Source organism: Acidaminococcus sp. (assembly GCF_057597765.1).
Window position 1 is genome coordinate 130394 of sequence record NZ_DBMBXK010000006.1, and the last position, 25139, is coordinate 155532.

A 25139-nucleotide genomic window follows, 5' to 3' on the forward strand; every position below is an offset into this window, starting at 1 on the left:
AAAGCCTTCTTTCTTGTCAGCGGGCCTGCCGTTTTTCCCTCTCAGCCACCTGCTCACAGGCGGTCAGGGGATATTCCTCCGAATTGTGGTGGAATTCGATGCAGGGCTCACAGTCCTTGTACCGGGGGCAGTGGGTATGGCTGCAGGGGCAGGTATCCGGATCGTACAGTTTGATCATGGCTGATCAGGCTCCGAAGAACAGTTTCATGTCGTCTTCCACGTTGGTGATCCCGGCAATGCCGAAGTTCTTCACCAGCACATTGGCCACGTTGGGGGACAGGAAGGCAGGCAGGGTGGGTCCCAGATGGATGTTCTTCACACCCAGGTACAGCAGGGCCAGCAGGACGATGACGGCTTTCTGTTCGTACCAGGCAATGTTGAAGATCAGGGGCAGTTCGTTGACATCTTTCAGGCCGAAGACTTCCTTCAGTTTCAGGGCGATCAGAGCCAGGGAGTAGGAGTCGTTGCACTGACCGGCATCCAGCACCCGGGGAATCCCGCCGATGTCACCCAGATTCAGTTTGTTGTATTTGTATTTGGCGCAGCCGGCGGTGAGGATCACCGTATCTTTCGGCAGAGCCTTGGCAAATTCCGTATAGTATTCACGGCTCTTCATCCGGCCGTCGCAGCCAGCCATGACCACGAACTTCTTGATGGCGCCGGATTTCACAGCATCCACCACTTTATCAGCCAGGGCAAAGACCTGTTCATGGGCGAAGCCGCCTACGATGCTGCCGGTTTCGATTTCAGTGGGAGCCGGGCAGGTCTTGGCCTGGGCGATCAGTTCGCTGAAATCCTTGTGGCCGTTTTCGTCAGCGTCAATGTGACGGCAGCCGGGGAAGCCGGTGGCACCGGTGGTCCACAGACGGCCCTTGTAGCTGTCTTTGGGAGGAACGATGCAGTTGGTGGTCATCAGGATGGGCCCGTTGAAGCTTTCGAATTCTTCCTTCTGTTTCCACCAGGCGTTGCCGTAGTTGCCGGCGAAGTTCTTGTATTTCTTGAAGAACGGATAGTAGTGGGCAGGGAGCATTTCAGAATGGGTGTATACATCCACGCCGGTGCCTTCGGTCTGATCCAGAAGCATTTCCAGGTCTTTCAGGTCATGGCCGGAGATCAGGATGCCCGGGTTCTTCCGGACGCCGATGTCTACAGTAGTGATTTCAGGGTTGCCGTAAGCGGTGGTGTTGGCTTTGTCCAGGAGAGCCATGCCCTGTACGCCGTATTTCCCGGTTTCCAGAGTCAGAGCCACCAGGTCATCCACGCTCTTGCTGTCGTCCAGAGTGGCAGCCAGGGCCCGCTGGATGAAAGCATCCACTTCTTCGTCGTCCTGAGCCAGCACGTTGGCATGCTTGCTGTAGGCAGACAGGCCTTTCAGGCCATAGGTGATCAGTTCCCGCAGGGACCGGATGTCTTCGTTTTCGGTGGCCAGGACGCCTACGGTTTTGGCTTTGGCGTCGAATTCGCTTTCGTCCCCGTTCCACAGAGCTGCAGCAGGCAGGCTGGAAGTGTCATCCAGCTGGGTCAGCAGATCAGCTTTCACAGCCAGGGTTTCTTTGATCCGGGCAATAATGGATTCCCGGTCGAAGTTGGCGTTGGTGATGGTGGTGAACAGGTTCACGGTCACCAGATGGTTCACGTTCCGGCTGACGGATTTGCCGGCGGCACGCAGGGCGGTAGTCACAGCGGACAGACCCTTGGTGGCGTAGATCAGCAGATCCTGCATGGCAGCCACTTCCGGCTTCTTGCCGCAGACCCCGACAACGGTGCAGCCTTTGCAGCCGGCAGTTTCCTGACACTGATAACAGAACATCTTGTTTTCCATAGGTATACTCCCCTTTTCTTATAAAAACTTCAACAGATTGTTTTCTCACTCGATGGCTTTATTATAGTCCGGAGCAGGAAAAGAATCCGTTGTTTAAACAACGCATAGAAAATTTTATGATTTTCTCTACCCCAGTGCCACATCCAGGGTCATCATCACTGTGAACCCCAGGGCGAAGGTGAGGACTCCAATATTGGAATGTTCTCCTTCGGACATTTCCGGAATCATTTCCTCCACCACCACATAGAGCATGGCCCCGGCGGCGAAACTGAGGAAATAGGGCAGCAGGTGGCCGATGACCCCGGAGGCCAGGATGGTCCCCACCGCCGCAACGGGCTCCACGATGCCGGACAGTACCCCGCCCAAAAACGCCCGGTGCCGGTTCATCCCTGCCGCCTTGAGAGGCAGAGAAATGATAGCCCCTTCCGGGAAATTCTGGATGGCGATCCCCAGGGACAGGGCAATGGCGCTGCCCAGGGAAATGGATCCGGGATCAGTGAGGAACCCTGCGTAGATCATCCCCACCGCCATCCCTTCCGGGATGTTGTGGAGGGTCACCGCCAGCAGCATCATGGTGGTCCGGGCCAGATGGCTCCGGGGCCCTTCCGGTTCATCGGTGTTCATGTGGAGATGGGGGATCACCACATCCAGCAGCAGCAGGAACAGGATTCCCGCCCAGAAGCCCACCACCGCCGGTACAAAGGCGAAATTCCCCAGCCCGGCACTTTCCTCCAGGGCCGGGATCAAAAGGCTCCAGATGGATGCTGCCACCATGACACCGGCGGCAAAGCCGGTGAGCCCCCGCTGGACATTCCGGTGGAGCTGTTCCTTCATAAAATACACGCAGCCGGCCCCCAGACTGGTTCCGGCAAAAGGGATCAGGATCCCTTTCCAAACTTCAGGACTGATCATCATTCACCTCCTTCAAATCAAATCTTTCCCCTCCATGGTCATGGCCAGGTTGCTGAGGGCGTACTGGATTTCTTTTTCCGGATGGACCGCCAGGGCGATATCCGTAGTTTCCACCTTCCGGAGCTTTTTCTTCATGTACTTCCCCGTATCCTTCCGATAAATGTACATATCCGCCCCGGACACCACCCGGAGCAGGGTATCCGGTCCGTCATCGTCCCAGCCTCCCAGGAACATGGGCTGGATGTAGAATTCGTCCATGGCCCGGACCACCAGGAGGGACACCACGGTGGCTCCCGTTTTGTCGGCAATCTTATCCAGGACTTCCTTTTCAATAGGGTACCCGTCTCCTCCGAACTGGAGCAGCACCTCATTGGCCTCTTCCGCCGCCTGGGCATCAGGGAGGAAGACGAACTTCGCCCGGGGATAGGCCTGGCGAACCTGGCGCTTCCACACTTCCTTCATGGAGGTTGTGGCTTCTCCCGTATGGTCATAGACCACAAAGGCAATGGTCTTCCGATCCAGCAGGTCAGGGGCGGCCGCCTGTTCTGCCGCCTCTGCCGGCACCATCAGGAACAGTCCCGTAAGGACGAAACAAAGGGTCAGCAGCAGCTTTTGGACTCTTTTCATTTCAGCACCTCCTGGGCTTTCCCCCGGGCCAGTTCCAGTCCCAGATGATGGGCCAGGATCTGCCCTGCATCACTGTAGGTATCCATGGGTTCCAGGGGCCCGGGCTTCACTTCCGGCCCGAAGAACAGCATGGGCACGTGTTCCCGGGTGTGGTCCGTCCCTTTCCAGGTGGGGTCGCACCCGTGGTCCGCAGTGACCAGCACCAGGTCTCCGGGCTGGAGCCGGGCCGCCAGTTCCGGCAGACGCCGGTCCACGGTCATAAGCCCTTCCCCGTAGCCTTTGGCGTCCCGCCGGTGGCCGTAGGTGGAATCGAAATCCACGAAGTTGGTGAACACCAGGCTCCGGTCTCCGGCAGCGTCCAGGGCCTCCAGGGTGGCGTCGAACAGGGCGTCCAGGCCGGTGGCATGCCAGGCCCGGGTTATCCCCCTGTGGGCGAAAATATCTGCGATTTTCCCCACCGCATAGACCCCACCGGCTTTTTCGTACACTTCATCCAGCAGGGTCTTTTCCGGCGCCGGTACTGCATAGTCGTGGCGGTTCCCGGTACGGGTGAATTCCCCGGCCTTTTCCCCTACAAAGGGACGGGCGATGACCCGGGCGATGTGGTAGGGCTGGACAAGTCTGTAGGCAATCTCACAGAGTTTGTACAGATTCTCCAGTCCGAAGGTCCGTTCATGAGCGGCAATCTGGAGCACCGAATCAGCGGAAGTGTAGACAATGGGCTTGCCGGTACGCATGTGCTCTTCTCCCAGTTCCTGGATGATCACCGTGCCGGAAGCGTGCTTTTCCCCCAGCACACCGGGGAGATGGCCTTCCCGGATCAGCCCGTCAATGATGTCCTTCGGGAAGCAGTGGGGCTTGTCGGGAAAATAGCCCCAGTTGAACATCACCGGCACTCCTGTCAGTTCCCAGTGGCCGCTGAGGGTATCCTTGCCGCTGCTGATCTCTTTGGCATAGGTATAGGCCCCGGCCAGGGGTTCCGGACTGCCGATGGAATGGGCCAGGTCCTCTCCAGTACTCCTTTTGTGGGCCAGTTCCAGCCCATACCGGGCCAGGTTGGGCAGGGCCAGGAAGGACGCTCCCGGGGCCTGCTCCTTCTGCCGGGCAAACCAGCGGGCAATGTGGCCCAGGGTATCCGCTCCGGCGTCTCCGAATTTTGCCGCATCAGGGGCGCCCCCGATGCCAAAGGAATCCATCATCAGGATGATGCACCGTTTCATTTCTTTTCCTCCCTTCCCAACAACTCGTTCAATGCCCGGCGGACAATGGTCTGGAACCGGTTCTCCGCCAGCCGGTAGATTCCCGGCGAGGCAATGCTTTCGCTTTCCGTCCGTTTGGCCACCACCCCGCACAGGCTGGCCGCCTTCAGGCCCAGGGCCTGGGAGGTGACGAACACCGGAGCGGTTTCCATTTCGTAGTTGGTGACCCCCAGCTGCTGCCATTCCTTCATGCTCCCCTGGAACCGGCGGAGTACATAGCCGGTGAAGCTGTCGTACCGTTCCTGGCCGGGCCAGAAGGTATCCGAGCTGCAGCAGATGCCCACCTGATGGGGCACGTTTTCCACCAGGGCCGCATAGGCCAGCAGCTGGGTCAGTTCAAAATCCGCCACCGCCGGGAATTCCAGGGGGGCATAGTGGGAGCTGGTGCCCTCCAGCCGGACCGCTGCCTTGATGATCACCACATCTCCCAGTTCCAGGCCGTCCTGGATGGAGCCGGTGGTCCCCACCCGGATCACCCGTCTGATCCCCAGCCGGGCCAGTTCTTCCAGGCAGATGGCGGTGGAAGGGCCTCCCATGCCGGTGGAGCACACCAGTACCGGCCGGTTCTGGACCTGGGTGAGACAGCTGGTGTATTCCCGGTGGCTGGTCAGATCCACCGTAGGGCCCATGGCTTCCGCCAGGGACCGGACCCGTCCCGGATCCCCGGGCAGCAGGGCCGTATCCGCTCCCATCAGCCGTTCCCGGGACAGCTGGGTATGATACATGACTTCATGAGGTTCCGCATAATGACGATCCATGGTATCACTTCCTTGGTTGCAGTTCTCTTACCCTTTATTATACGAAAGAGCAGGACCCCTGTTCAAGGCCCCGCTCCCCCTGTTTTTGGCCCTTCAGGCCTTTCCTTCTTCTTTTTCCATGGTTTCCCGCACGGTTTCCTCACAGGACCGCATGGCCAGGATGCTCTGTTCGAACAGTTTGTTCAGATCCCAGCCCAGCATGTCCGCCCCCTGCTGGATCACGTCCCGGCTGCAGCCGGCAGCAAAATGCTTGTCCTTGAATTTTTTCTTCAGGGACTTCACTTCCATATCCTGGACGCTTTTGCTGGGGCGCATAAGGGCCGCTGCCCCGATGAGCCCGGACAGTTCGTCCACCGCATAGAGGACCTTTTCCATTTCCTCCCTGGGTTCCACATCGCTGCACCGGGGCCATCCGTGGCTGGCCACCGCATGGATCAGCCGGTCGTCCCAGCCTTTTTCCTTCAGGATCTCCGCTTCCTTCCGGCAGTGCTGTTCCGGATATTTCTCAAAATCCAGGTCATGGAGCAGGCCCACCATGCCCCAGAAGTCTTCCTCATCCCCATAGCCCAGTTCCCGGGCAAAGTACCGCAAGCAGCCTTCCACCGTCAGTCCATGCTGGAGATGGAAGGGTTCCTGGTTGTATTCTTTCAGCAGTTCCCAAGCTTCTTCGCGCGTATTGGCCATTTCTGTCTCTCCTTCCAACGTCATTATCCCCAGTATACCACAAGGAGTGGATGAAGGAGAAACAAAAGTTCCGGAAGAAGCACATTTTTCTTTCAAAAACGTTCAAACCGTGTATTTTTTCACAGGAGGGCCGGCGCTATAATAAAAAGCTATAAGGGAGTTGATGAAATTGCAGGAACAGCAAATACGCAAACTGACACTGGCAGGGATGTTCGCCGCACTGGCCTTCGCCTGCTTCTCCTATCTCCGGATCGAGATTCCCATGGGTCTGGGACTGACCGGGAAAATCTACGTGGGCCACGCCTTCATCCTGCTGTCCGCCCTGGTGCTGGGGGCCAGATACGGAGCCCTGTCCGGGGCCATTGGCCTGGCTCTGGCGGACCTGCTGGCCGGGTACACCACTTCCGCCCCACCCACCTTCCTGGCCAAGTTTCTCCTGGGCTGGTCCACTGCCTGGGCGGCTCAGCACCTGTGCCAACTGGACCGGCTCACGGAAGACAGAGCCCGGCTCCGGGCCGCGGCCCTGGCCTCCATCTTCGGTTCCATGGTGAACGTGATCACCGAGCCCCTGATCCGCTACAGTTTCAAAGTGTTCATCCTGGGCCTGCCCCAACCAATCGCTTACGTAAGCGCCATAAACTGCGCCGTCAGCATGGCGGTGAGCAATGTGGTGTCCGTGGTGCTGGCAGTGGTGCTGTATCGGGTGATGGAGAAAAGCATAGGGCTGTGACCCACAAATAAAAAAGGACTGTTGCCCATGCAACAGCCCTTTTTTATTTCTACTTCGCATAATCCACTGCCCGGGTTTCCCGGACGATGACCACTTTGATCTGTCCCGGATATTCCATATCCTCTTCGATCTTCTTGGCCACATCGTGGGCCAGGATGGTGGCGGCATCGTCGTCCACCTTTTCCGGTTTCACCATGATGCGGATTTCCCGTCCGGCCTGGACAGCATAGCATTTCTCCACGCCGTCGAAGGATTCGGCGATTTCTTCCAACCGCGTCAGCCGTTTCAGATAGGTTTCCAGGGTCTCCCGACGGGCTCCCGGCCGTGCCGCAGAAATGGCATCGGCGGCGGAAACCAGCACTGCCTGGACGGATGTGGGTTCGCAGTCTCCGTGGTGGGACATGATGGTGTTGATGACGATATCGGATTCGTGATACCGTTTGGCCACTTCCGCCCCCAGGTCCACATGGGACCCTTCCACTTCGTGGTCCACGGCCTTGCCGATATCGTGGAGCAGCCCGGCCCGTTTGGCCGAGTTCACGTCCACCCCCAGTTCGGCGGCCATCAGGCCGGCCAGATGAGCCACTTCGGTGGAATGTTTCAGCACGTTCTGTCCGTAGCTGGTCCGGTATTTCAGACGGCCCAGCAGCTTGATCAGTTCCGGATGGATGCCGTGGACACCCACTTCGAAGGTAGCCTGTTCCCCGGCTTCCTTGATCTTCTGATCCAGTTCCTTCTGGGCTTTTTCCACCATTTCCTCGATCCGGGCCGGATGGATCCGGCCGTCGTTGATCAGTTTCTCCAGGGCGATCCGGGCCACTTCCCGGCGTACCGGGTCGAAGCCGGAAATGATCACCGCTTCCGGCGTGTCGTCGATGATCAGATCGATACCGGTGAGAGTTTCCAGGGTCCGGATGTTCCGGCCTTCCCGGCCGATGATCCGGCCTTTCATCTCATCGTTGGGCAGGGGCACCACAGTGACCGTGGTTTCCGCCACCTGGTCGGCAGCGCACCGCTGGATGGCCAGGGAAATGATTTCCCGGGCCTTCTGGTCCGCGGTATCCTTGGCTTCCTGTTCCATTTCCTTGATCAGGCGGGCTTTGTCATGTTTGACTTCCTCCCGGACATTGTCCAGGAGTTCCTGCTTGGCTTCTTCACTGGTGAGACCGGAAATCCGTTCCAGTTCCACCATCTGCTGGTCGTACAGGGCATCGACTTTGGCCTGGGCTTCCCGCAGGCGGTTGCTTTGTTCCAGAAGTTTTTCTTCCTTCTTTTCATAAGCATCCATTTTTTTGTCGACGTTTTCTTCCTTCTGGACCAGACGCCGTTCATTTTTGCTGAGTTCCGCTCTTCTTTCTTTATTTTCCCGTTCCATTTCGGACCGGAGACGGTGGATTTCTTCCTTGGCTTCCAGCAGCGCTTCCTTCTTCTTGGCATCGCCTGCTTTCTTGGCATCTTCCAGGATCTGTTTGGCTGTCTCTTCTGCAGAGCCGATTTTTCCCTCAGCTACATTTTTACGAGCCAGATATCCGCCTCCAACGCCTAATAAACAAAGGACTACAGCAATAACTACACTCATGGGATCTATGATGAGCACCTCCTCTTTTGCGAATTTTTCATAAAACCCTACTCATACAACAAATAAGGCAACCAGAGGTCGCCTTAATACCCAATGAACGCGATTGGACAGAAATATTTTATAGTATTTTCACAGAGGTGTCAATAAAAAGGGGCTGTTGCCTGGGCAACAGTCCCTTTTTAGTCTCTAATCGCTAGTCCCTAGTCTCTAGCCAGTGGAGGGAACCCGGTCTCGGGTTCCTGGGATTCCATTGAAAAATCTTCCAGGGCCATGGCGATGGGGCCGGTGCCGAAGCCCCGGCTGGCCAGCATCCGGGCCAGAGCGGCTTTGGCCTTTCTGGGGTCTTCCGGATATTTCCGCCGGATCTTGTCCCCCTGGGCCTGGGCCAGAGCCAGAGCCCGGTCCGTTTCTTCCTCTTCGGTGACTTCCCCCAATGCCTCCCGGGCGTCCTCTCCGGACAGGCACCGGCGGGTGAGCATCAGCCGGAGATACTGCTTTCCGTAGAACTTCTTCCGCCGCCAGGCATCCAGCACCGACCGGGCACACCGGGCATCATCCACAAAGTGATGGTCCGCCAGTTTCTGGAGCACCTGGTCCTGGAGTTCTTCCGGGCAGCCCCGTTCCCCCAGCTTCTGCCGCAGTTCCCGGGTACTGTGGTCCCGGAGGGCCAGCTTGTCCAGGCAGAAGTTGTAAGCTTCCGCATGGGTGGTCAGCAGCTTTTTGGATTTACTCCACATGGTCTCCATCCGTTTCCGGAGTCATGACCAATTCATCCGGTTCCTGGGCGCCATCCTGTGCCTGGACCGGTTTCCCGTCCGCCGGCAGGCCGGCTGCTGCCCGGATCCGGGCTTCCACTTCAGCAGCCATATCCGGATGTTCCTTCAGGAAGGTCTTGGTGTTTTCCCGCCCCTGACCGATCCGCTGGTCTCCGTAGGAATACCAGGCACCGCTCTTGTTCAGGATGTTGTACTGGACACCCAAGTCCACCAGGCATCCTTCATGAGAAATCCCTTCCCCGTACATAATGTCGAATTCCGCCTGTTTAAAGGGAGGCGCCACCTTGTTTTTCACCACTTTCACCCGGGTATGGTTCCCGATGATGTCGTTGCCGCTCTTCAGGCTTTCCACCCGGCGCACATCCATCCGGATGGTGGAGTAGAACTTCAGGGCACGGCCCCCGGTGGTCACTTCCGGATTCCCGAACATGACCCCCACCTTTTCACGGATCTGGTTGATGAACACGGTCGCCGTACGGGACTTGGCAATGACCCCGGTGAGCTTCCGGAGGGCCTGGCTCATAAGCCGGGCCTGGAGCCCTACATGGGAATCCCCCATATCCCCTTCGATTTCCGCTTTGGGCACCAGGGCCGCTACGGAGTCGATGACGATAATGTCTATGGCACCGCTGCGCACCAGGGCGTCACAGATTTCCAGGGCCTGTTCCCCGGTATCCGGCTGGGAAATCAGCAGGTTGTCGATATCCACGCCCAGGTGCCGGGCATATTCCGGATCCAGGGCATGTTCCGCGTCAATGAAGGCCGCGTAGCCGCCCCGTTTCTGGGCCTCGGCGATCATGTGCAGGGCCACGGTGGTCTTGCCGGAAGATTCCGGTCCGTAGATCTCGATGATCCGGCCCCGGGGAATCCCCCCTACCCCCAGCGCAATATCCAGGGACAGGGCCCCAGTAGGAATGGTTTCAATGTTCATTTTGGCGCTGGCAGCCCCCAGCTTCATGATGGACCCTTTGCCAAAGTCCTTTTCAATCTGTTTCAGAGCCGCATCCAACGCTTTATTCTTATCCGCATCCAAACTCATGGTATCATCTCCTTGTACTGCAGTTGCTTCTATTTAGTATATAAACATTTGTTCGTAAAGTCAAGGTTTTCTGGGGAGATCTTTCAATTCCTGCTGGGTAAACACGTAGGATTTGTTGCAGTACTGGCAGTGGACCTCGGTCTGAGGGTCCTGGAGGATTTCTTCGAAATCCTTTTTGGGCAGGCCGCAGAGCATGCCCGCCACTTTGTCCCGGCTGCAGCCGCAGTGGAAGGAAACCGGATGGGATTCCAGGATCTCCACAGGCAGCCCCTTGGCCACCTTCCGGATCATTCCTTCGGCATCCAGACCGGTCTGGAGCAGTTCCGTCACATAGGGCAGGGTCAGGATGTTGTCTTCCAGGGTCTTGATGGTCTCTTCCGAAGCATCAGGGAGCAGCTGGACAAAGTATCCGCCGGAAACGGCCACGGAGCCGTCCTTCTCAATGAGTACCCCCAGGGCCACGCTGGAAGGGGTCTGTTCCGATACTGCCAGGTACCGGGTAAGATCCGCGGCGATTTCCCCGCTTTTCAGGGTGGAGACCCCGGTGAAGGGTTCTCCCTGGAGAGGGCACCGGGTAACGGTGACCACCCCATAGTGGCCCACCCCGCCGCCTACATCCAGCTTGCCGTTTTTCAGAGGCAGCATCACTTCCGGGTGCATTACAAAGCCCCGGACCTGATAATCCCGGGCATCGGCCATCACCTGGCCCAGGGGGCCGTCCCCCTTGAACCGGACCGTCACCGCTTCCCCGGCCTTCATGGTGGCCGCCAGCAGCAGGGCTCCGGCGGCGGTACGGCCCAGGGCTGCCGCTGCCAGAGGGCTGCAGTGGTGGATCTCATTCATGTGCTGGGTCAGTTGGGTGGTGGTCACGGCATAGATCCGGGCATCCCCGGCGGTGGCCTTGACTAACACATCTTCCATAGGCACCTCTTACAGCTGTTTGGCCAGGTTGACCATTTCGATCACGGCCATGGCCGCATCGGAGCCCTTGTTCCCGGCTTTGGTGCCGGCCCGTTCCACGGCCTGTTCGATGTTTTCCGTAGTGACCACCCCGAAGGCAGTGGGCACTTCCGTTTCCATGTTCACCAGGGCAATCCCCTTGGACACTTCGTTGCATACATAGTCGTAATGGCTGGTGGCACCCCGGATCACAGCCCCCAGGGCGATGATCCCGTCATACTTGCCGCTTTTGGCCATTTTCTTGGCGATCAGAGGGATTTCAAAAGCCCCGGGCACCCAGGCCACGGTAATGTCATCCCCATTGGCCCCATGCCGGCGCAGGGTGTCTTCCGCCCCGCTGAGCAGCTTGCTGGTGATGAATTCGTTGAAACGGGATACCACGATTCCGATTTTCAGCCCTTCCGCTAACAGTTGTCCTTCCAGAATTTTCATTTTACATCCTCCACATCTTCATGTAATTCATGGCCCATGCGCACCTGTTTGGTGACCATGTACCGATGGTTGTAGCAGTTGTCTTTCATGATGATGGGCACTGTTTCCGTAATGGTGATTCCATAGCCGGAAAGGCCTGCCCGTTTGGCCGGGTTGTTGGTCATCAGCCGGATGCTGGTGAGCCCCAGGTCCGCCAGGATCTGTGCCCCGATGCCGTAATCCCGCATATCCGGTTTGAAGCCCAGCTTTACATTGGCGTCCACCGTATCCATTCCCTGATCCTGGAGTTCATAGGCCCGGAGCTTGTTGGCCAGGCCGATGCCCCGGCCTTCCTGCTGCATGTACAGCACTACCCCGCAGCCTTCCTTTTCGATCATCTTCAGGCTGGTGGCCAGCTGGTCCCCGCAGTCGCAGCGGAGAGATCCCAGGGCGTCCCCGGTCAGGCATTCGGAATGGACCCGGACCAGCACATTCTTTTTGCCGGCCACATCCCCTTTGATGATGGCCACATGGCATTTGTCATCCAGGTCGTTTTCATAGCCGATGGCCCGGAAGGTACCGTATTTGCTGGGCAGGGCCACATTGGCGATCCGGTGGACCATTTTTTCCGTCTTTTTCCGGTAGGCGATCAGATCCGCCACGGTGATGAAGGTCAGATTGAACTTCTTGGCAAATTCCATCAGTTCCGGAGTCCGGGCCATGGTGCCGTCATCGCTCATGATTTCACAGCAGATGCCCACCGGTTTCAGCCCTGCCAGACGGCACAGGTCCGTGGTGGTTTCCGTATGGCCCGTACGCCGGAGCACCCCGCCTTCCCGGCTGCGGAGGGGGAATACATGTCCCGGCCGCCGGAAGTCTTCCGGTTTGGCACTTTCGTCGGCGCATTTTTTGATGGTGTAAGCCCGTTCCACGGCAGAGATCCCGGTGGTGGTATCCTTGTGGTCGATGGATACGGTAAAGGCGGTTTCATGGTTGTCCGTGTTGTTGGCCACCATGGGTTCCATCTGGAGCCGGTCCAGGATGGCCCCGTCACAGGGCATGCAGATCAGGCCCTTGGCATGGGTGGCCATGAAGTTGATGTCGTCGGGAGTCACATACTCCGCACTCATGATCAGATCCCCTTCGTTTTCCCGGTCGGGGTCGTCGGTGACCAGGACCATTTTGCCGGCACGGATGTCCGCAATGGCCTGTTCGATGGAATCAAACTGAAATTTTTTATCCATGGTTTTCACTCCTTAAAAAAATCCATTTTCGAAAAGGGTTTCCTTGGTAAGTCCCCCGGTTTTTCTGGTTTCCAGCATCCGTTCCACATATTTCCCCAAAATGTCCGTTTCCAGGTTCACCTGGTCTCCGGTCTTTTTGAAGCCCAGGGTGGTGAACTGGACGGTAAGGGGAATCAGGGAAACGGAAAACGTGGTGTCCGTCACTTCCGTGATGGTCAGGCTGATGCCGTCGATGGCAATGGATCCCTTAGTGACCATGCCCCGGAGCAGCTCCGGGCTGCAGCTGATGGTGGTGACTTTGGCAATGCCTTCCGGGCGGATCTTCACAATGGTTCCCACCCCGTCCACATGGCCGCTGACAATGTGCCCATCCAGTCCGTCCCCTACATGGAGGGTCCGTTCCAAGTTGATCCGGTCCCCCTTCTTCAGGGAACCGATGGTGGTTCGCCGGGCGGTTTCCGGCATTACGTCCACCGTGAACCGCTGGCTGTCGAATTTCGTCACCGTCAGGCAGGCCCCGTTGCAGCAGACGCTTTCCCCGATTTTCAGCAGGGGCGGAATGGTCTGGGCGGCAATGGTGAGCCGGTAGGAATTCTGTTCCCGGCGCAGGTCCTCCACCTTGCCCAGTTCCGCAATGAGTCCCGTAAACATGGCCTCAGCTCCTTTCCAACAGGCCCGTGACCATCAGGTCCGTGCCGAAGGCTTCGTACTGAGGTTCCTGGAGGGTCACCCGCAGGTCCATGTTCCGGGCCCCCCGGCCCCCGATGGCACCCAGGTTCCGCTTGCCCCCGATCAGGCAGGGAGCGATAAAGGCATAGACCCGCTGGGCCAGCTTGCCATCAAAGAAGGCACCATGGACCTGGCTGCCTCCTTCCACCAGCACGCTGGTCTTTTCCTGCTGTCCCAGTCTGTCCAGCAGGATGCCCAGATCCAGGGCCCCGTTCTTTTCCGGGATCTGCCATACGGTCACCTGGTCCAGGGCCTGGAAGGCTGCCGCTTTGTCCCGGTCCGCTTTCAGGGAGGTGACCAGGAGGGTCCTGGCTTCCCCGTCGGTGAACACCTTCCGGTCCATGGGCAGCTGACAGTGGCTGTCCAGGACGATCCGCAGGGGATTCTTTCCTTCCACCAGCCGACAGGTCAGGGACGGATCATCGTTGAGCACAGTGTTCTTTCCCACCAGGATGCAGTCGTAGATGCTCCGGAGCTTGTGGGCATAAGTCCGGGACTGCTCATTGGAGATCCATTTGGAATCTCCGGAGGCCGTGGCGATTTTCCCGTCCAGGGTCATGGCGTATTTCAGGGCCACAAAAGGACGGCCCGTCTTCATCCAGTGCATGAACACTTCGTTCTGCCGGTTGGCTTTGTCCGCCAGTACCCCCCGGACCACTTCCACCCCTGCTTCCTGGAGCCGGGCAAAGCCCCGTCCGGCCACTTTCGGGTTGGGGTCGTCCGCCGCCGCCACCACTTTTTTGATGCCGGCCCGGATCAGGGCCTCACAGCAGGGGCCCGTACGGCCGTAATGGGAGCAGGGCTCCAGGGTCACATAGGCGGTGCAGCCTTCCACCTGGTTCCCGGCATCCGCCATGGCCATGATTTCCGCATGGGGCTGGCCGGCTTTGTGGTGGTAACCTTTGCCAACGATCTGCCCTTCCGGGTTGACGATGACGCAGCCCACCAGAGGATTGGGACTGGTGCAGCCCCGGGCTTTTTCCGCCAGGTCCAGGGCCATCTGCATATATTCTTCGTCTGTCACTGTTTCACCCGCTTTCATGATTTGCCAAATATAAAGCCGTGCCATCCGGGGAGGATAGCACGGCAAATATACTTTTCCGAACCTGTCTTTTCTCATCCAGACTGTACTGTCGGTATCGGAATTTCACCGATTCGTGCCAAGGCTCGCGGACTTTACCGCCGGTAGGGAATCGCACCCCTCCCCAAAGACAAAACTTATGCTGTTGTTTCGGGATTATTATATCATATCTGGGAGGGAATGCAAGAAGGGGGCCACAGAGTGGCCCCCTTCTTGCACTAGTCTCTCGTCTCCAGCCAAAGGGAAAATTTGCAAACAAATTTCAGCAATGGACTGTTAATTCCTTCCGTCCCGCTCTGCACTCTTCACTCTGCACTCTTCCTTTTTTGTTGTCAGAACGAATATTCTGCCCCGACGATGATCCGCCGGCCAGGCATGGGGTAGTTGTCCTGTCCGTTCATTACACCGCCCTGTTCCGCGTAGGCTGCGTTGTTCAGGTTGTAGAAGTTGGCAAAGCCGGTCCAGCTCTGATTGAATTTGTACCGGGCAATGAAATCCATGGTCAGGTACCTGTTTTCTCCGAATCCGGCATCACTGTACAGATTGTTGCTCCGCCCTTTCTTGCTGAGTCCATTAGCTGCCCGTACCCGGAGGTTCAGGTTCCATTTGGTATCATGATACCGTACACCGGCCTGGTAGTAGTTGGGTGCGTAGTTGTCATCCCGGATATACCCTTCTGATTTACCTGTTACTCTCACATAGGTGTAAGAAGCATCCACATCCCACAGTTTGTTCAGCTTGTGAGTTACATTCAGAGACAGCCCCCGTTTCTTTTCCCGCTCGATATTTTCTGCATAGGAATCAGAAACCCAGAGAGAAACTGGGACTTTTCTCCAGTTAATGGCATTGTAGAGATTGCTGTAGAAGGCGCTGATACCCACATCTGTTTTGGAATCCGCCTTGAAGTTGTAGCCCAAGGTATACACATTCCCGGTTTCTGCCTTCAGGTTTTCATTACCTACATACTTGCCATACATCCCATAATCTTTATCGTAGTACAAATCATCGATAGTAGGAGTCCGGAACACCTGATTCCAGGAGAAGTAAGCATTGCTGTCCTTGCTGAACTTCTTGTTGATGGAGGCACTGCCGGTGGTCCGGTTGCCGCTGCGGCTGTGGTCCGTAAACCGGATGCCCGTATTCAGCTGCCAGGTGGGAGCAAACTGCCACTGATCCTGGAGGAAAACAGCCTTGGTATTGTAGCCTTTTTTCCCGCTGTAATTTCCCTCACTATGCGCTTTGGCATTCCGGTATTCCAGGCCGCCCACCAGGGTATTGGTGTCAGACAGGACGAAGTTCTGCTGGCCTTCGATGCCCCAGTCCGTTTCATCCATGCTACCCTGGTTGAAATAACTGTAATAATTCCGGTAGGTCTGCAGATACCCGCTGTTCTTGGCATCCCGGTTCCAGTCATACCGCAGACCTACATTATTGGTTTTTTTATCAATCTGAGAAGGAGAGTAAGAATTGACACTGTAAGGATTGTTTCCATCCATGATGGAATAGTCATAGTTCAGGGTCAGTCCATCGCTTTCCGTAAAATCATGGGTCAATTTCAGAGAAATGTTGTCCTGAGTATAGTTGGACTGTCCCGGCCATTTTTTTGTATCCCCGTTGGTATCCTTGTATTTGAAGTAGGAAGCCTTGTTCCGGCTGGCCGCCACCTGGATACCGTTCTTGTCAACTTTGCCCCCTACGGACAGACCCAGATCCTGGTTGCCCCAGGAACCGTATCCCACCCGGATTTTTCCAGTGGTTTCTTCAGGAGTCTTGGTGATGATGTTGATGACGCCGCCTACCGCATCGGCCCCGTACAGGGTGGAAGCCCCGCCTTTCACCACTTCGATCCGTTCAATCATATCCACCGGAGGCAGGGTATGGGCATCAAAAGTGGATTTGACCATGGTTCCCATGCTGTGATTGAACCGACGGCCATCTACCATCACCAGTACCCGTTCATCCCTGTTGAGCATAATATGGGATTCATAGGCTCCCACCCCATTCTGCATCACCCGTGCCCCGGGCACATCCTCCAGGGCGTCGGTAACGGTCCGGTAGCCCCGGTCGGTGATCTGCTGGCTGGTGATGACCGTTACATCGGCAGGAGTATCTGCCTTGGTGTTCTTCAGCCGGTTGGCGGTAATCACGATGGTTTCATCCTTGCCGGTTTCCGGTGCGTCTGCAGCCCAGGCCACCCCGGTACTCCCCAGCGTCACCGCAGCCAGAACGGCCCCAGTCACTTTCCGTTTCCAAATTTTCTTCATCTTAAAACTTCCTTTCTTTTTCACGAAATATTCACCTAACAGTGTACTGTAAAAAAGAACTTCCCGCCAATAGGGGGAAGTTATGGGTTGCTATAGGTTTAAGTTATAGCAGAGGGAGGATTCTGTACATTGCGTCCAGCATCCTCCCTCTGTCAGCGGCCCCTAATACCTTACCCTTACCAGATACAGCCCCTGGGGCGGAGCGGCCATGCCGGCCTGTTTCCGGTTTTTGGCGGCCAGGACTTTGGCGAAGTCTTCTGTATCCCATTTTCCCGTGCCCACCCGGACCAGGCAGCCTACGATGTTCCGGACCATCCGGTACAGGAACCCATCCCCGGTGATGGTAAAGGTGTACAGGTCCCCCTCCTGGACCCACCGGGCTTCTGTCAGGGTCCGCACCGGGGAAGTATCCTGGCTCCCCTGGTTCTTGAAGGAGGTAAAGTCGTGCTTTCCCAGGAGCAGGGCCGCAGCCCGGTTCATGGCCTCCACATCCAGTTTCTCCCGGATCTCCCAGGTGGTGTTCCGCTGGGTAGGGTCCGGCAGGGGGGAATAGTAGATTTTGTACTGGTAGGTTTTGTCCACCGCATCGAACCGGGCGTGGAAATCGTCCCGGACCACTTCCGCCTCCCGGATGGCAATATCCGGCGGCAGATGGGGCTCCAGGGCCCGGCGGTAGTTTTCCGGAGGGATCCGGGATTCGGTGGCAAAGGAAATCACCTGGCCCAGGGCATGGACCCCCGCGTCCGTCCGGCCGGCAGCCTTGATCAGGATGGGCTCCTTCAGCACCTCTGTCAGGGCCTTTTCCAGCACCTGCTGGACCCCCACCCCGTTTTTCTGCCGCTGGAACCCCTGGTAGTTGGTCCCGTCATAGGCTACCGTAGCTTTGATGGTCCGCTTCATGCAGGGAGCCCCCATCTCAGGAAGGCCAGCAGGGCAAAGAGTCCCAGCATCACCAGACCGGTGAGAGCATCCCCTTTGCCGTAGACCAGTTCATGCATCCGGGTCCGGCCTTCTCCGCCCCGGTAGCACCGGGCTTCCATGGCCAGGGCCAGTTCGTCGGCCCGGCGGAAGGAGGAGATGAACAGAGGGATCAGGATGGGCAGCATGTTTTTGGCCCGCTTCATGATGTTCCCGGAAGAAAAGTCCGCACCACGGGACATCTGGGCCTTCATGATCCGGTCCGTCTCTTCCAGCAGGGTGGGGATGAACCGGAGGGCAATGGTCATCATCATGGCCAGTTCATGGGCGGGCACCCCGATTTTCTTGAAGGGCCGGAGCAGAGCCTCGATGCCGTCAGTAAGCACAATGGGCGAGGTGGTGAAGGTCATCAGGGAAGACACCAGGAGCAGCAGCACCAGCCGCAGGGACATCTTCACCCCCAGTACGATCCCTTCTTTGGTGATGGTGATGAATTTCCACTGCCACAGCACTTCCCCCGGGTCCGTGACAAAATGGATCACCATGGTAAGCAGGATGATGATCCACAAGGGCTTGATGGACCGGAGCAGGAGTCCGGCCGGCAGTTTGGCCAGGGCCGCCCCCACCACGATGAACCCGATGAGGATCCCGTAGGAAAGGGGCGAATTGGCCAGGAACACCATGACCATGTAAAACAGCACCGCCAGGATCTTGGTCCGGGGATCCAGCCGGTGGATACAGGAATTCCCGGGATAATACTGTCCCAGGGTAATGTCTGTCAGCATGCTTTCCACCCCTTTGCTTTGTCAATGGCCCGGATCAGTTCGGCTTTGGTAATGGGCGTCCCTTCAATGGGGAGTCCCTGCTGCCGGAGTTCTTCCGCCAATTTCACGCTTTCCGGCACATCCACGGAAAGAGCTTCCAGTTTTTCCCGTTCATGGGTGAACAGTTCCCGGGCCGGTCCGTCCAGCTGGAGCCGGCTGTCGCTCATGACCAGGAGCCTGCTGGCGTACTGGGCTGCTTCTTCCATGCTGTGGGTGATCAGCAGCACCCCCATTTTCCGTTTTTCGAAAATCTTCCGGAGCTGGCCGAAAATGCTGTCCCGGCTGATAGGGTCCAGACCGGCACTGGGTTCGTCCATGATCAGGTAATCCGGTTCCATGGCCACCACCCCGGCAATGGCCACCCGGCGCATCTGTCCCCCGGACAGCTGGAAGGGGGACCGCTGGGCGAAACTGTCAAAATCCAGGTCCACGAATTCCATGGCGCTGCGGACGGCTTCTTCCACTTCCGGTTCCGTCTTCCCCTGGTTCCGGGGACCGAAGGCAATGTCTTCATAAATGGTTTCCGCAAACAGCTGGTGCTCCGGATACTGGAACACCATACCCACCCGGTTCCGGGCGGCTTTGGCTTCCGGTGTCTTGGCGGCCAGGTCCACCCCGTCCACCAGCACTTTCCCGGCCATGGGATGGAGCAGCCCGTTGAGATGTTCCGCCAGGGTGGATTTGCCGCTGCCGGTGTGGCCGATGAGAGCCACGAATTCCCCTTTTTCCAAGGTAAAGGACACATCATCCAGGGCTTTCTTTTCCAGGCTGGTGTGGGTCATATAGGTATAGGAGATATGGTCTACTTGGATGGACATAATGCTTCACACAACTCCTTGTGGGTAATGATGGGCGGCAGCTGGTGCCCCTGTTTGTCCAGGGCATCGGCCACTTCTGCCGCCAGGGGACATTCCAGCCCCAGGCCCCGGATCCGGTCCACCTGGGTGAAGACTTCCTTGGGAGTCCCTTCCAGGACGATTTTCCCCTTTTCCATGGCGATGATCCGGTCCGCCAGGATGGCCTCCTCCATTTTGTGGGTGATGTACACAATGGTAATGTGCTTCTCTTTGTTCAGTTTCAGCACGGTGGAGACGATTTCCTTCCGGCCCTTGGGATCCAGCATGGCGGTAGGTTCGTCAAAAACGATGCACCGGGGTTCCAGAGCCAGCACCCCGGCAATGGCCACCCGCTGTTTCTGTCCTCCGGACAGCCTGTGAGGGGCCCGTTTGGCGTAATCCAACATGTCCACTGCCGCCAGGGCCTGTTCCACCCGGGGACGGATCTCCGGCCCGGGAACCCCGATGTTTTCCAGCCCGAAGGCCACATCTTCTTCCACAATGGCCGCCACGATCTGGTTGTCCGGGTTCTGGAACACCATGCCCACCGTCTGGCGCACCGGCCAGAGATTTTCTTCTATGGCGGTATCCAGACCGCCCACCAGACAATGTCCGCTGGTAGGGGTCAGGAGACCGTTGAAATGACGGGCCAGGGTGGACTTGCCGCTGCCGTTGGTCCCGATAATGGCGACAAATTCGCCGGGGGCAATGGACAGATCGATACCCTGGAGCGCGGTCATTTCCTGATTTTGCCCATCCACATAGGTATGGGTGAGATTTTTCGTTTCAATGATCGGTTCCATAACTTCCTCCATAAAGTTAAATTATAGCTTTGTTTACCGGAATCAGTCAATAATAAAGGGGGGTGTCGCACGTTCCGTGCAACACCCCCTTAGCTGTAGAGCCGCATAGCGGCTCAAGTCTGGAGTCTGAAGTCTGGAGCCGAAGGTTAAATTTGCAGGCAAATTTTTTGAATGTGTAGAACCTTTGGACGAAATAATCTCTCAGATTGATTGCGATTCTGGTTTTACAGAATCAAAAGGATCCGTCCAGCCAGACGGATCCTGTCCTGAGACTTCCGACTTCAGACTTCAGACTAAGGGGCTGTTGCGCATGCAACAGCCCCCATCAACGGTACAGCATTTTTTCTATTCTTACAGCACTCCCGCCGGCAGGGCCATTTCCACCCCCGGCCCGATGGGCAGCCCCAGGGTCATCCAGCCAATCAGGAAGATGATCCAGGCAATCTGCAGGCAGACGGCAATGGGGATCAGGTTGGACACCAGGGTGCCGATGGCCGCCTTAGGCATGTATTTTTCCTGAGCCACACTGAGGATCATCCACAGATAGGGATTCATAGGGGTAAAGCAGTTGGTGGGAGAATCCCCCAACCGGTACAGCAGCTGGGTAAAGCCGGGATGATACCCCAGCAGCATGAACATGGGAATGAAGATGGGGGCAAAGATGGCCCACTTGGCGGACCCGGAGGACATGAAGATGTTCACCAGGCTGGTAATCAATACAAACAGCACGCACATGGGCAGGCCCGTAAAGCCCACATTCTTCAGGAAGTCAGCCCCACCGATGGCCAGCAGGGTCCCCAGATGGGTCCAGCTGAACAGGGCCTGGAACTGGCCGCAGAAGAAGCAGAACACCACAAAGGCGCCCATGCCGCTCATCTGATGGACCATGGCCTTGTTTACATCCTTGATGGTCTTGAAGGACCCGGTGGTGAACCCGTAAGTGAGCCCGGCCAGGCTGAACATGACGAACAGCAGGGGAATCAGCCCTTTCAGCAGAGGGGATCCTACGAAGGTGTGCCCGTCCTTGGACAGGACTCCGGCGAAGAATCCGGCCACCAGCACCAGGATGTAGGCCACCACAACCAAAGCGGCCCGGTTCAGCCCCTTCACTTCGATGGGCTTCACTTCTCCCAGTTCCTCATCGGCTCCCGGACCGTCATAGACCCCGAACCGGGGTTCCACGATCTTGATGGAAACCAGAGCGATGATAAAAGCGCACAGGAAGGTGGAGGCAAACATAAAGTACCAGTTGCAGGTCACATCCACCGCAAAGACCCCGGCCTTGCCGAAGAACCCGTCAATGGCCTGGTTGGTGAGCCCCTGGAGCAGGGAGTCGGTGCCGGCAATCATCAGGTTGGCCCCGAAACCGGCTTCCGCACCGGCAAAGCCCACCATCATCCCCACTACAGGATGTTTCCGGACCCCGATATATGCCACAGCCGCCAGGGGCGGGATTACCACCATGGCCGTATCAGAGGCGATGTTGCCGCAGACCCCCAGGAAGGCCACAATAAAGGGCACCAGGGACGGAGGCACCCCTTTCATGCACCGGCGGAGGAGAGCCGCCAGCATACCGGATTCTTCACAGAATCCGATGGCCAGAGTCATGGTGATTACCAGGCCCAAAGGAGCGAATCCGGTGAAGTTCTTCACCAGGGTAGTCAGCAGCCACTGGATGCCGGCGGTGGTGAAGAAGTTCTGGGAGGTTACGATTTTGTGGGAAGCAGGGTTTTCCAGAGCGAAGCCTGCCTGGGTGCAGATGGCCCCCACCACGGCGGTGATTACAAACAGGATGCAGAACAGAATGGCCGGGGGCGGCAGTTTGTTGCAGACCCGCTCTACCGTATTCAGGAAGCGGTCCAACAGACTGTTTTTTGTTGCGTTCTTGGTTTCCATTGAGAGTCCTCCTTTGTTTCGGTTCCACTGGAAAGAGACAACATTTTTCTTTTTCCAAAAGGATCCGGATGTTCTCTGAAAAGAAATTCAGAGACATTGTCAAGAATATTACAAGATTTCTCCCATATTATATCAGAAACCAGGACAAAATTGTTGAATTTAAAATAATTTTCTGAAGAAAAGTCCATTTCATACGGACATTCTCGGGATATTTTTCATTTTTTGTTCCGACTTTCCACTCCAATTCGTTCCAGTCTCCTTGGTTCTGCAGCAAGAACATAGTTTGCTGATTTTAACAGAAAATTGCAGATTCTTTCTTTTCCATACTAAAGTGTATTCCCCCATCTCCAAAACAGAACAGCCCCATCCGCCTGCACCGTCCCTGCCCTTTCTATCCGGATTCCTTACTGGCACTGACAATGAGAAGTATCGTTCGGATGCCCTCCTTTCAACTGCCGTATTCCCCAATAAAAAAGAACCCGTCCGTTTGGGACGGGTTCTATCCATCGGCCCGAGACTCGAGACCCGAGACCGTGTGCCGCCAGGCGGCACACAAAACTTACAGCACTCCGGCCGGCAGGGCAATGCCCACGCCCGGTCCAAAAGGCACACCCAAGGTCATCCAGATCACCAGGAAGATAATCCAGGCAATCTGCAGGACAACAGCAATGGGGATCATGTTGGAAATCAGGGTCCCGATGGCGCAGTCCGGCATGTATTTTTCCTGGGCCACACTGAGAATCATCCAGATGTAGGGACTCATGGGAGTGAAGCAGTTGCCCGGGGAGTCACCCAACCGGTACAGCAGCTGGGTAAAGCCAGGATGGTAGCCCAGCAGCATGAACATGGGAACGAAAATCGGTGCGAAAATGGCCCATTTGGCAGAGCCGGAAGACACGAAGATGTTGACGAACGCGGAAATCAGGATGAAGGCGATGCACATGGGAATCCCGGTAAAGCCTACACCCTTTAGGAAGTTGGCCCCGCTGATGGCCAGCAGGGTCCCCAGCTTGGTCCAGTTGAACAGACCCTGGAACTGGCCGCAGAAGAAGCAGAACACCACATAGGCGCCCATGCCGCTCATCTGCTTCACCATGGCGGAGTTGATGCTCTTCACCGTGGTGAATTTTCCGGTGGTCTTCCCATAAACAATGCCCGCAATGCTGAACAGGAAGAACAGCAGAGGGATCAGGCCTTTCAGCATCAGGGATCCCACTACGGTCACCCCGTCCTTGGACAGGATCTGCATCTTGAAGCCCAAAATCACAATGGCGATGTAGAGCAGGCAGGCCAGGCCGGCATTGTGCAGCCCCTTGATTTCCAGGGGAGTCACTTCTTCCAGCAGCGCTTCTTCTTCGGATCCTTCATATTGAGGGAACCGGGGTTCAATGATGTGGATGGACACCCAGCCGATGACAGCACCGCAGAGGAAGGTGGATACAAACAGGAAGTACCAGTTACAGGTCACATCCACTGCAAACAGCCCAGGAGCGCCCAGGAACGCATCGATGGCCTGGTTGGTGAGCCCCTGGAGCAGGGAGTCAGTCCCGGCCACCATCAGGTTGGCAGTGAACCCGGCCTGTGCCCCGGCATACCCTACCATCATGCCTACCACCGGATGTTTCTTGACCCCGATGTACACAATGGCGGCCAGAGGGGGAATCACGATCATCGCCGTATCAGAGGCAATGTTCCCGCAAGTCCCCAGGAAAGCGATCAGATAAGGAACCACCCCTGGAGGCACATTCTTCAGGGACCGTCTCAGGAGGGCCACCAGCAGCCCGGATTCTTCACAGAACCCGATGGCCATGGTCATGGTGATTACCAGACCCAGAGGAGCAAATCCGGTGAAGTTCTTCACCAAATTGGTCAGCAGCCACTGGACCCCTGCCTTGGAAAACAGATTCTGAGAAACAACGGCCTTCCCCGTTGCCGGGTTGGTCAGGCTGAAGCCCGTGCTGGTCAATCCGGCACCAATCACAGCAGTAATAAGAAATAAGACCACGAACAGAATGGCGGGCGGCGGCAATTTGTTGCACACCGTTTCGATGGTGTTCAGGAAACGGTCCACCCAGGTTTGTTTTGCTGCGTTTTTTGCGACCATTGAATGACAACCCCCTTCAAAGAAAGTATTGTATGCTGAATGCAGTATATCAAAAACTGCATTGGAGCCAAAATATCAAACATTCTCATTCTTTCCAAAGGAATTGTTTATATAATACCATTATTTTCCTACCCTTGTCCAGTTTTTCTTTCCTCTGGACGTGTATACTTTCCATATGTTATAATCTGTACAAGTTTTACCTTATGATTTTGTAACAGGAAAGGATTGAAAGAAAAAATGGAAGAAGTTGTGATACAGATTTTCCCCAATATGACCGTATGGAAGCTACATTCCCTGAAAGAATACCTGATTTTCTTTCTTGTGCTCCTGACCGGGATCCTGGTATTCTATTTTTGGATCCGGAAGATGAAGAAGAACCGGACTTTTGCAGGCGGAAGAAAACGGGTGTTAAAAGCTGTAAAATCTGGCTCTCGGGATGATTTTATTGAAGTTTCTCCTTTTTCATTCACTTTTTCACCAGATTCCATCTGTATCCTCCTTCCCCATGACATCCTGCTGCTTCGGGTAGTGTATCATGGATACAGAATACAAGGTTCGGAACGGGACGAACAATGGAAGTTGAAAGACAATTCTGGAATTACCGAAATTCCCAATCCCCTGCCACTTCTGGAGAAAGAACGGGAAAAACTGACAAAATCGCTGGAAACAGCCCACAGTCCCCTTTTACCCATCCATACTTTTATCATTGGAGCGGATAATTATGCAGACCCGGTGTTCCAGCTGGACGAAGCCTCCCGGGCCCACGCCCTGAGCCTGCCGGAACTGAAAAAGTGGATCCGGACAAGGAACCTGGAGCCCATCACAGAAAAAAAGCGCCAGGAGATCCTGGCGGGGATGAAATAAAAGGGGGTGTGAAAGGATT

At 56.5% G+C, this 25139-nt stretch carries 24 protein-coding genes and 1 riboswitch; of the genes, 2 read left to right on the forward strand and 22 right to left on the reverse strand.

The genetic code is table 11. From position 1 onward, the window contains the following. Nucleotides 1–16: 16 nt before the first annotated feature. From ACZOF8_RS05760 to ACZOF8_RS05790, 7 genes are all read right to left on the reverse strand, one after another. Nucleotides 17–178: a hypothetical protein gene (locus ACZOF8_RS05760; protein WP_022487176.1), complete on the reverse strand. Its 162-nt coding sequence runs from the start codon at nucleotides 176–178 to the stop codon at nucleotides 17–19. A gap of 6 nt (nucleotides 179–184) precedes the next feature. After that, entirely contained in the window at nucleotides 185–1822 is a 1638-nt protein-coding gene (hcp, locus tag ACZOF8_RS05765; protein WP_022487175.1) for a hydroxylamine reductase, read from the reverse strand. A 126-nt stretch (nucleotides 1823–1948) separates the two neighbouring features. Further along, on the reverse strand, nucleotides 1949–2734 hold the full coding sequence (locus ACZOF8_RS05770) for a ZIP family metal transporter (RefSeq protein ID WP_022487174.1): 786 nt from the start codon (nucleotides 2732–2734) through the stop codon (nucleotides 1949–1951). Nucleotides 2735–2746: 12 nt separating this feature from the next. Then, nucleotides 2747–3361 (reverse strand): hypothetical protein, encoded by a 615-nt coding sequence (locus ACZOF8_RS05775; protein WP_288311007.1) that lies wholly within the window; start codon nucleotides 3359–3361, stop codon nucleotides 2747–2749. Then, the gene (locus tag ACZOF8_RS05780; RefSeq protein ID WP_154487704.1) at nucleotides 3358–4581 is read right to left on the reverse strand and encodes a phosphopentomutase; all 1224 of its coding nucleotides are present in this window, start codon (nucleotides 4579–4581) and stop codon (nucleotides 3358–3360) included. Before ACZOF8_RS05780 ends, ACZOF8_RS05775 begins: the two co-directional genes overlap by 4 nt. Next, nucleotides 4578–5378: a uridine phosphorylase gene (gene udp, locus ACZOF8_RS05785; protein ID WP_487426669.1), complete on the reverse strand. Its 801-nt coding sequence runs from the start codon at nucleotides 5376–5378 to the stop codon at nucleotides 4578–4580. Before udp ends, ACZOF8_RS05780 begins: the two co-directional genes overlap by 4 nt. A gap of 93 nt (nucleotides 5379–5471) precedes the next feature. After that, nucleotides 5472–6062 carry a hydrolase gene (locus tag ACZOF8_RS05790; protein WP_154487702.1) on the reverse strand — a complete coding sequence of 197 codons (591 nt, stop codon included), beginning with the start codon at nucleotides 6060–6062 and terminating at the stop codon, nucleotides 5472–5474. Between the two features lie 163 nt (nucleotides 6063–6225). On the opposite strand from ACZOF8_RS05790, the gene ACZOF8_RS05795 reads away from it, so the two are divergent. Continuing rightward, nucleotides 6226–6792: an ECF transporter S component gene (locus ACZOF8_RS05795; protein WP_229778404.1), complete on the forward strand. Its 567-nt coding sequence runs from the start codon at nucleotides 6226–6228 to the stop codon at nucleotides 6790–6792. 49 nt (nucleotides 6793–6841) lie between these two features. On the opposite strand, the gene rny is transcribed toward ACZOF8_RS05795, so the two are convergent. The 15 genes from rny to ACZOF8_RS05870 all read right to left on the reverse strand — a co-directional run bounded on the left by rny (nucleotide 6842) and on the right by ACZOF8_RS05870 (nucleotide 24256). Then, a complete protein-coding gene (rny, locus tag ACZOF8_RS05800) occupies nucleotides 6842–8371 on the reverse strand; it encodes a ribonuclease Y (RefSeq protein WP_022487168.1) in 1530 nt (509 codons plus the stop codon). 200 nt (nucleotides 8372–8571) lie between these two features. Beyond that, the gene (locus tag ACZOF8_RS05805) at nucleotides 8572–9108 is read right to left on the reverse strand and encodes a regulatory protein RecX (RefSeq protein ID WP_022487167.1); all 537 of its coding nucleotides are present in this window, start codon (nucleotides 9106–9108) and stop codon (nucleotides 8572–8574) included. Then, the gene (recA, locus tag ACZOF8_RS05810; protein ID WP_022487166.1) at nucleotides 9098–10186 is read right to left on the reverse strand and encodes a recombinase RecA; all 1089 of its coding nucleotides are present in this window, start codon (nucleotides 10184–10186) and stop codon (nucleotides 9098–9100) included. The genes ACZOF8_RS05805 and recA overlap by 11 nt, the downstream gene beginning before the upstream one ends. Before the next feature lie 60 nt (nucleotides 10187–10246). Continuing rightward, nucleotides 10247–11107, reverse strand: a complete 861-nt coding sequence (hslO, locus tag ACZOF8_RS05815) for an Hsp33 family molecular chaperone HslO (protein WP_487426670.1) — start codon at nucleotides 11105–11107, stop codon at nucleotides 10247–10249. Nucleotides 11108–11116: 9 nt separating this feature from the next. After that, nucleotides 11117–11578 carry a 6,7-dimethyl-8-ribityllumazine synthase gene (ribH, locus tag ACZOF8_RS05820; RefSeq protein WP_022487164.1) on the reverse strand — a complete coding sequence of 154 codons (462 nt, stop codon included), beginning with the start codon at nucleotides 11576–11578 and terminating at the stop codon, nucleotides 11117–11119. Further along, nucleotides 11575–12801 (reverse strand): bifunctional 3,4-dihydroxy-2-butanone-4-phosphate synthase/GTP cyclohydrolase II, encoded by a 1227-nt coding sequence (locus ACZOF8_RS05825; protein ID WP_154487699.1) that lies wholly within the window; start codon nucleotides 12799–12801, stop codon nucleotides 11575–11577. The genes ribH and ACZOF8_RS05825 overlap by 4 nt, the downstream gene beginning before the upstream one ends. Nucleotides 12802–12813: 12 nt before the next feature. Further along, nucleotides 12814–13452 carry a riboflavin synthase gene (locus ACZOF8_RS05830; protein WP_022487162.1) on the reverse strand — a complete coding sequence of 213 codons (639 nt, stop codon included), beginning with the start codon at nucleotides 13450–13452 and terminating at the stop codon, nucleotides 12814–12816. A gap of 4 nt (nucleotides 13453–13456) precedes the next feature. Continuing rightward, a complete protein-coding gene (ribD, locus tag ACZOF8_RS05835; RefSeq protein ID WP_423776545.1) occupies nucleotides 13457–14572 on the reverse strand; it encodes a bifunctional diaminohydroxyphosphoribosylaminopyrimidine deaminase/5-amino-6-(5-phosphoribosylamino)uracil reductase RibD in 1116 nt (371 codons plus the stop codon). Nucleotides 14573–14634: 62 nt separating this feature from the next. Continuing rightward, nucleotides 14635–14747: riboswitch (FMN riboswitch) on the reverse strand. 196 nt (nucleotides 14748–14943) lie between these two features. After that, nucleotides 14944–16875 carry a TonB-dependent receptor plug domain-containing protein gene (locus ACZOF8_RS05840; protein ID WP_487426671.1) on the reverse strand — a complete coding sequence of 644 codons (1932 nt, stop codon included), beginning with the start codon at nucleotides 16873–16875 and terminating at the stop codon, nucleotides 14944–14946. A 162-nt stretch (nucleotides 16876–17037) separates the two neighbouring features. Beyond that, nucleotides 17038–17775, reverse strand: a complete 738-nt coding sequence (truA, locus tag ACZOF8_RS05845) for a tRNA pseudouridine(38-40) synthase TruA (RefSeq protein WP_022487159.1) — start codon at nucleotides 17773–17775, stop codon at nucleotides 17038–17040. Further along, nucleotides 17772–18578, reverse strand: coding sequence for an energy-coupling factor transporter transmembrane component T family protein (locus ACZOF8_RS05850; protein WP_022487158.1), 807 nt, complete (start codon nucleotides 18576–18578; stop codon nucleotides 17772–17774). Before ACZOF8_RS05850 ends, truA begins: the two co-directional genes overlap by 4 nt. Further along, nucleotides 18572–19435, reverse strand: coding sequence for an energy-coupling factor transporter ATPase (locus ACZOF8_RS05855; protein ID WP_154487695.1), 864 nt, complete (start codon nucleotides 19433–19435; stop codon nucleotides 18572–18574). The genes ACZOF8_RS05850 and ACZOF8_RS05855 overlap by 7 nt, the downstream gene beginning before the upstream one ends. Continuing rightward, nucleotides 19420–20256, reverse strand: a complete 837-nt coding sequence (locus ACZOF8_RS05860; protein WP_022487156.1) for an energy-coupling factor transporter ATPase — start codon at nucleotides 20254–20256, stop codon at nucleotides 19420–19422. The genes ACZOF8_RS05855 and ACZOF8_RS05860 overlap by 16 nt, the downstream gene beginning before the upstream one ends. Nucleotides 20257–20607: 351 nt before the next feature. After that, nucleotides 20608–22152, reverse strand: coding sequence for an AbgT family transporter (locus ACZOF8_RS05865; protein ID WP_154487694.1), 1545 nt, complete (start codon nucleotides 22150–22152; stop codon nucleotides 20608–20610). A 559-nt stretch (nucleotides 22153–22711) separates the two neighbouring features. Further along, nucleotides 22712–24256 carry an AbgT family transporter gene (locus ACZOF8_RS05870; protein WP_022487154.1) on the reverse strand — a complete coding sequence of 515 codons (1545 nt, stop codon included), beginning with the start codon at nucleotides 24254–24256 and terminating at the stop codon, nucleotides 22712–22714. Nucleotides 24257–24622: 366 nt separating this feature from the next. Between ACZOF8_RS05870 and ACZOF8_RS05875 the strand changes: the two genes are divergently transcribed. Beyond that, complete coding sequence (locus ACZOF8_RS05875; RefSeq protein WP_288174435.1) at nucleotides 24623–25120, forward strand: hypothetical protein; 498 nt, start codon at nucleotides 24623–24625, stop codon at nucleotides 25118–25120. Nucleotides 25121–25139: the final 19 nt, after the last annotated feature.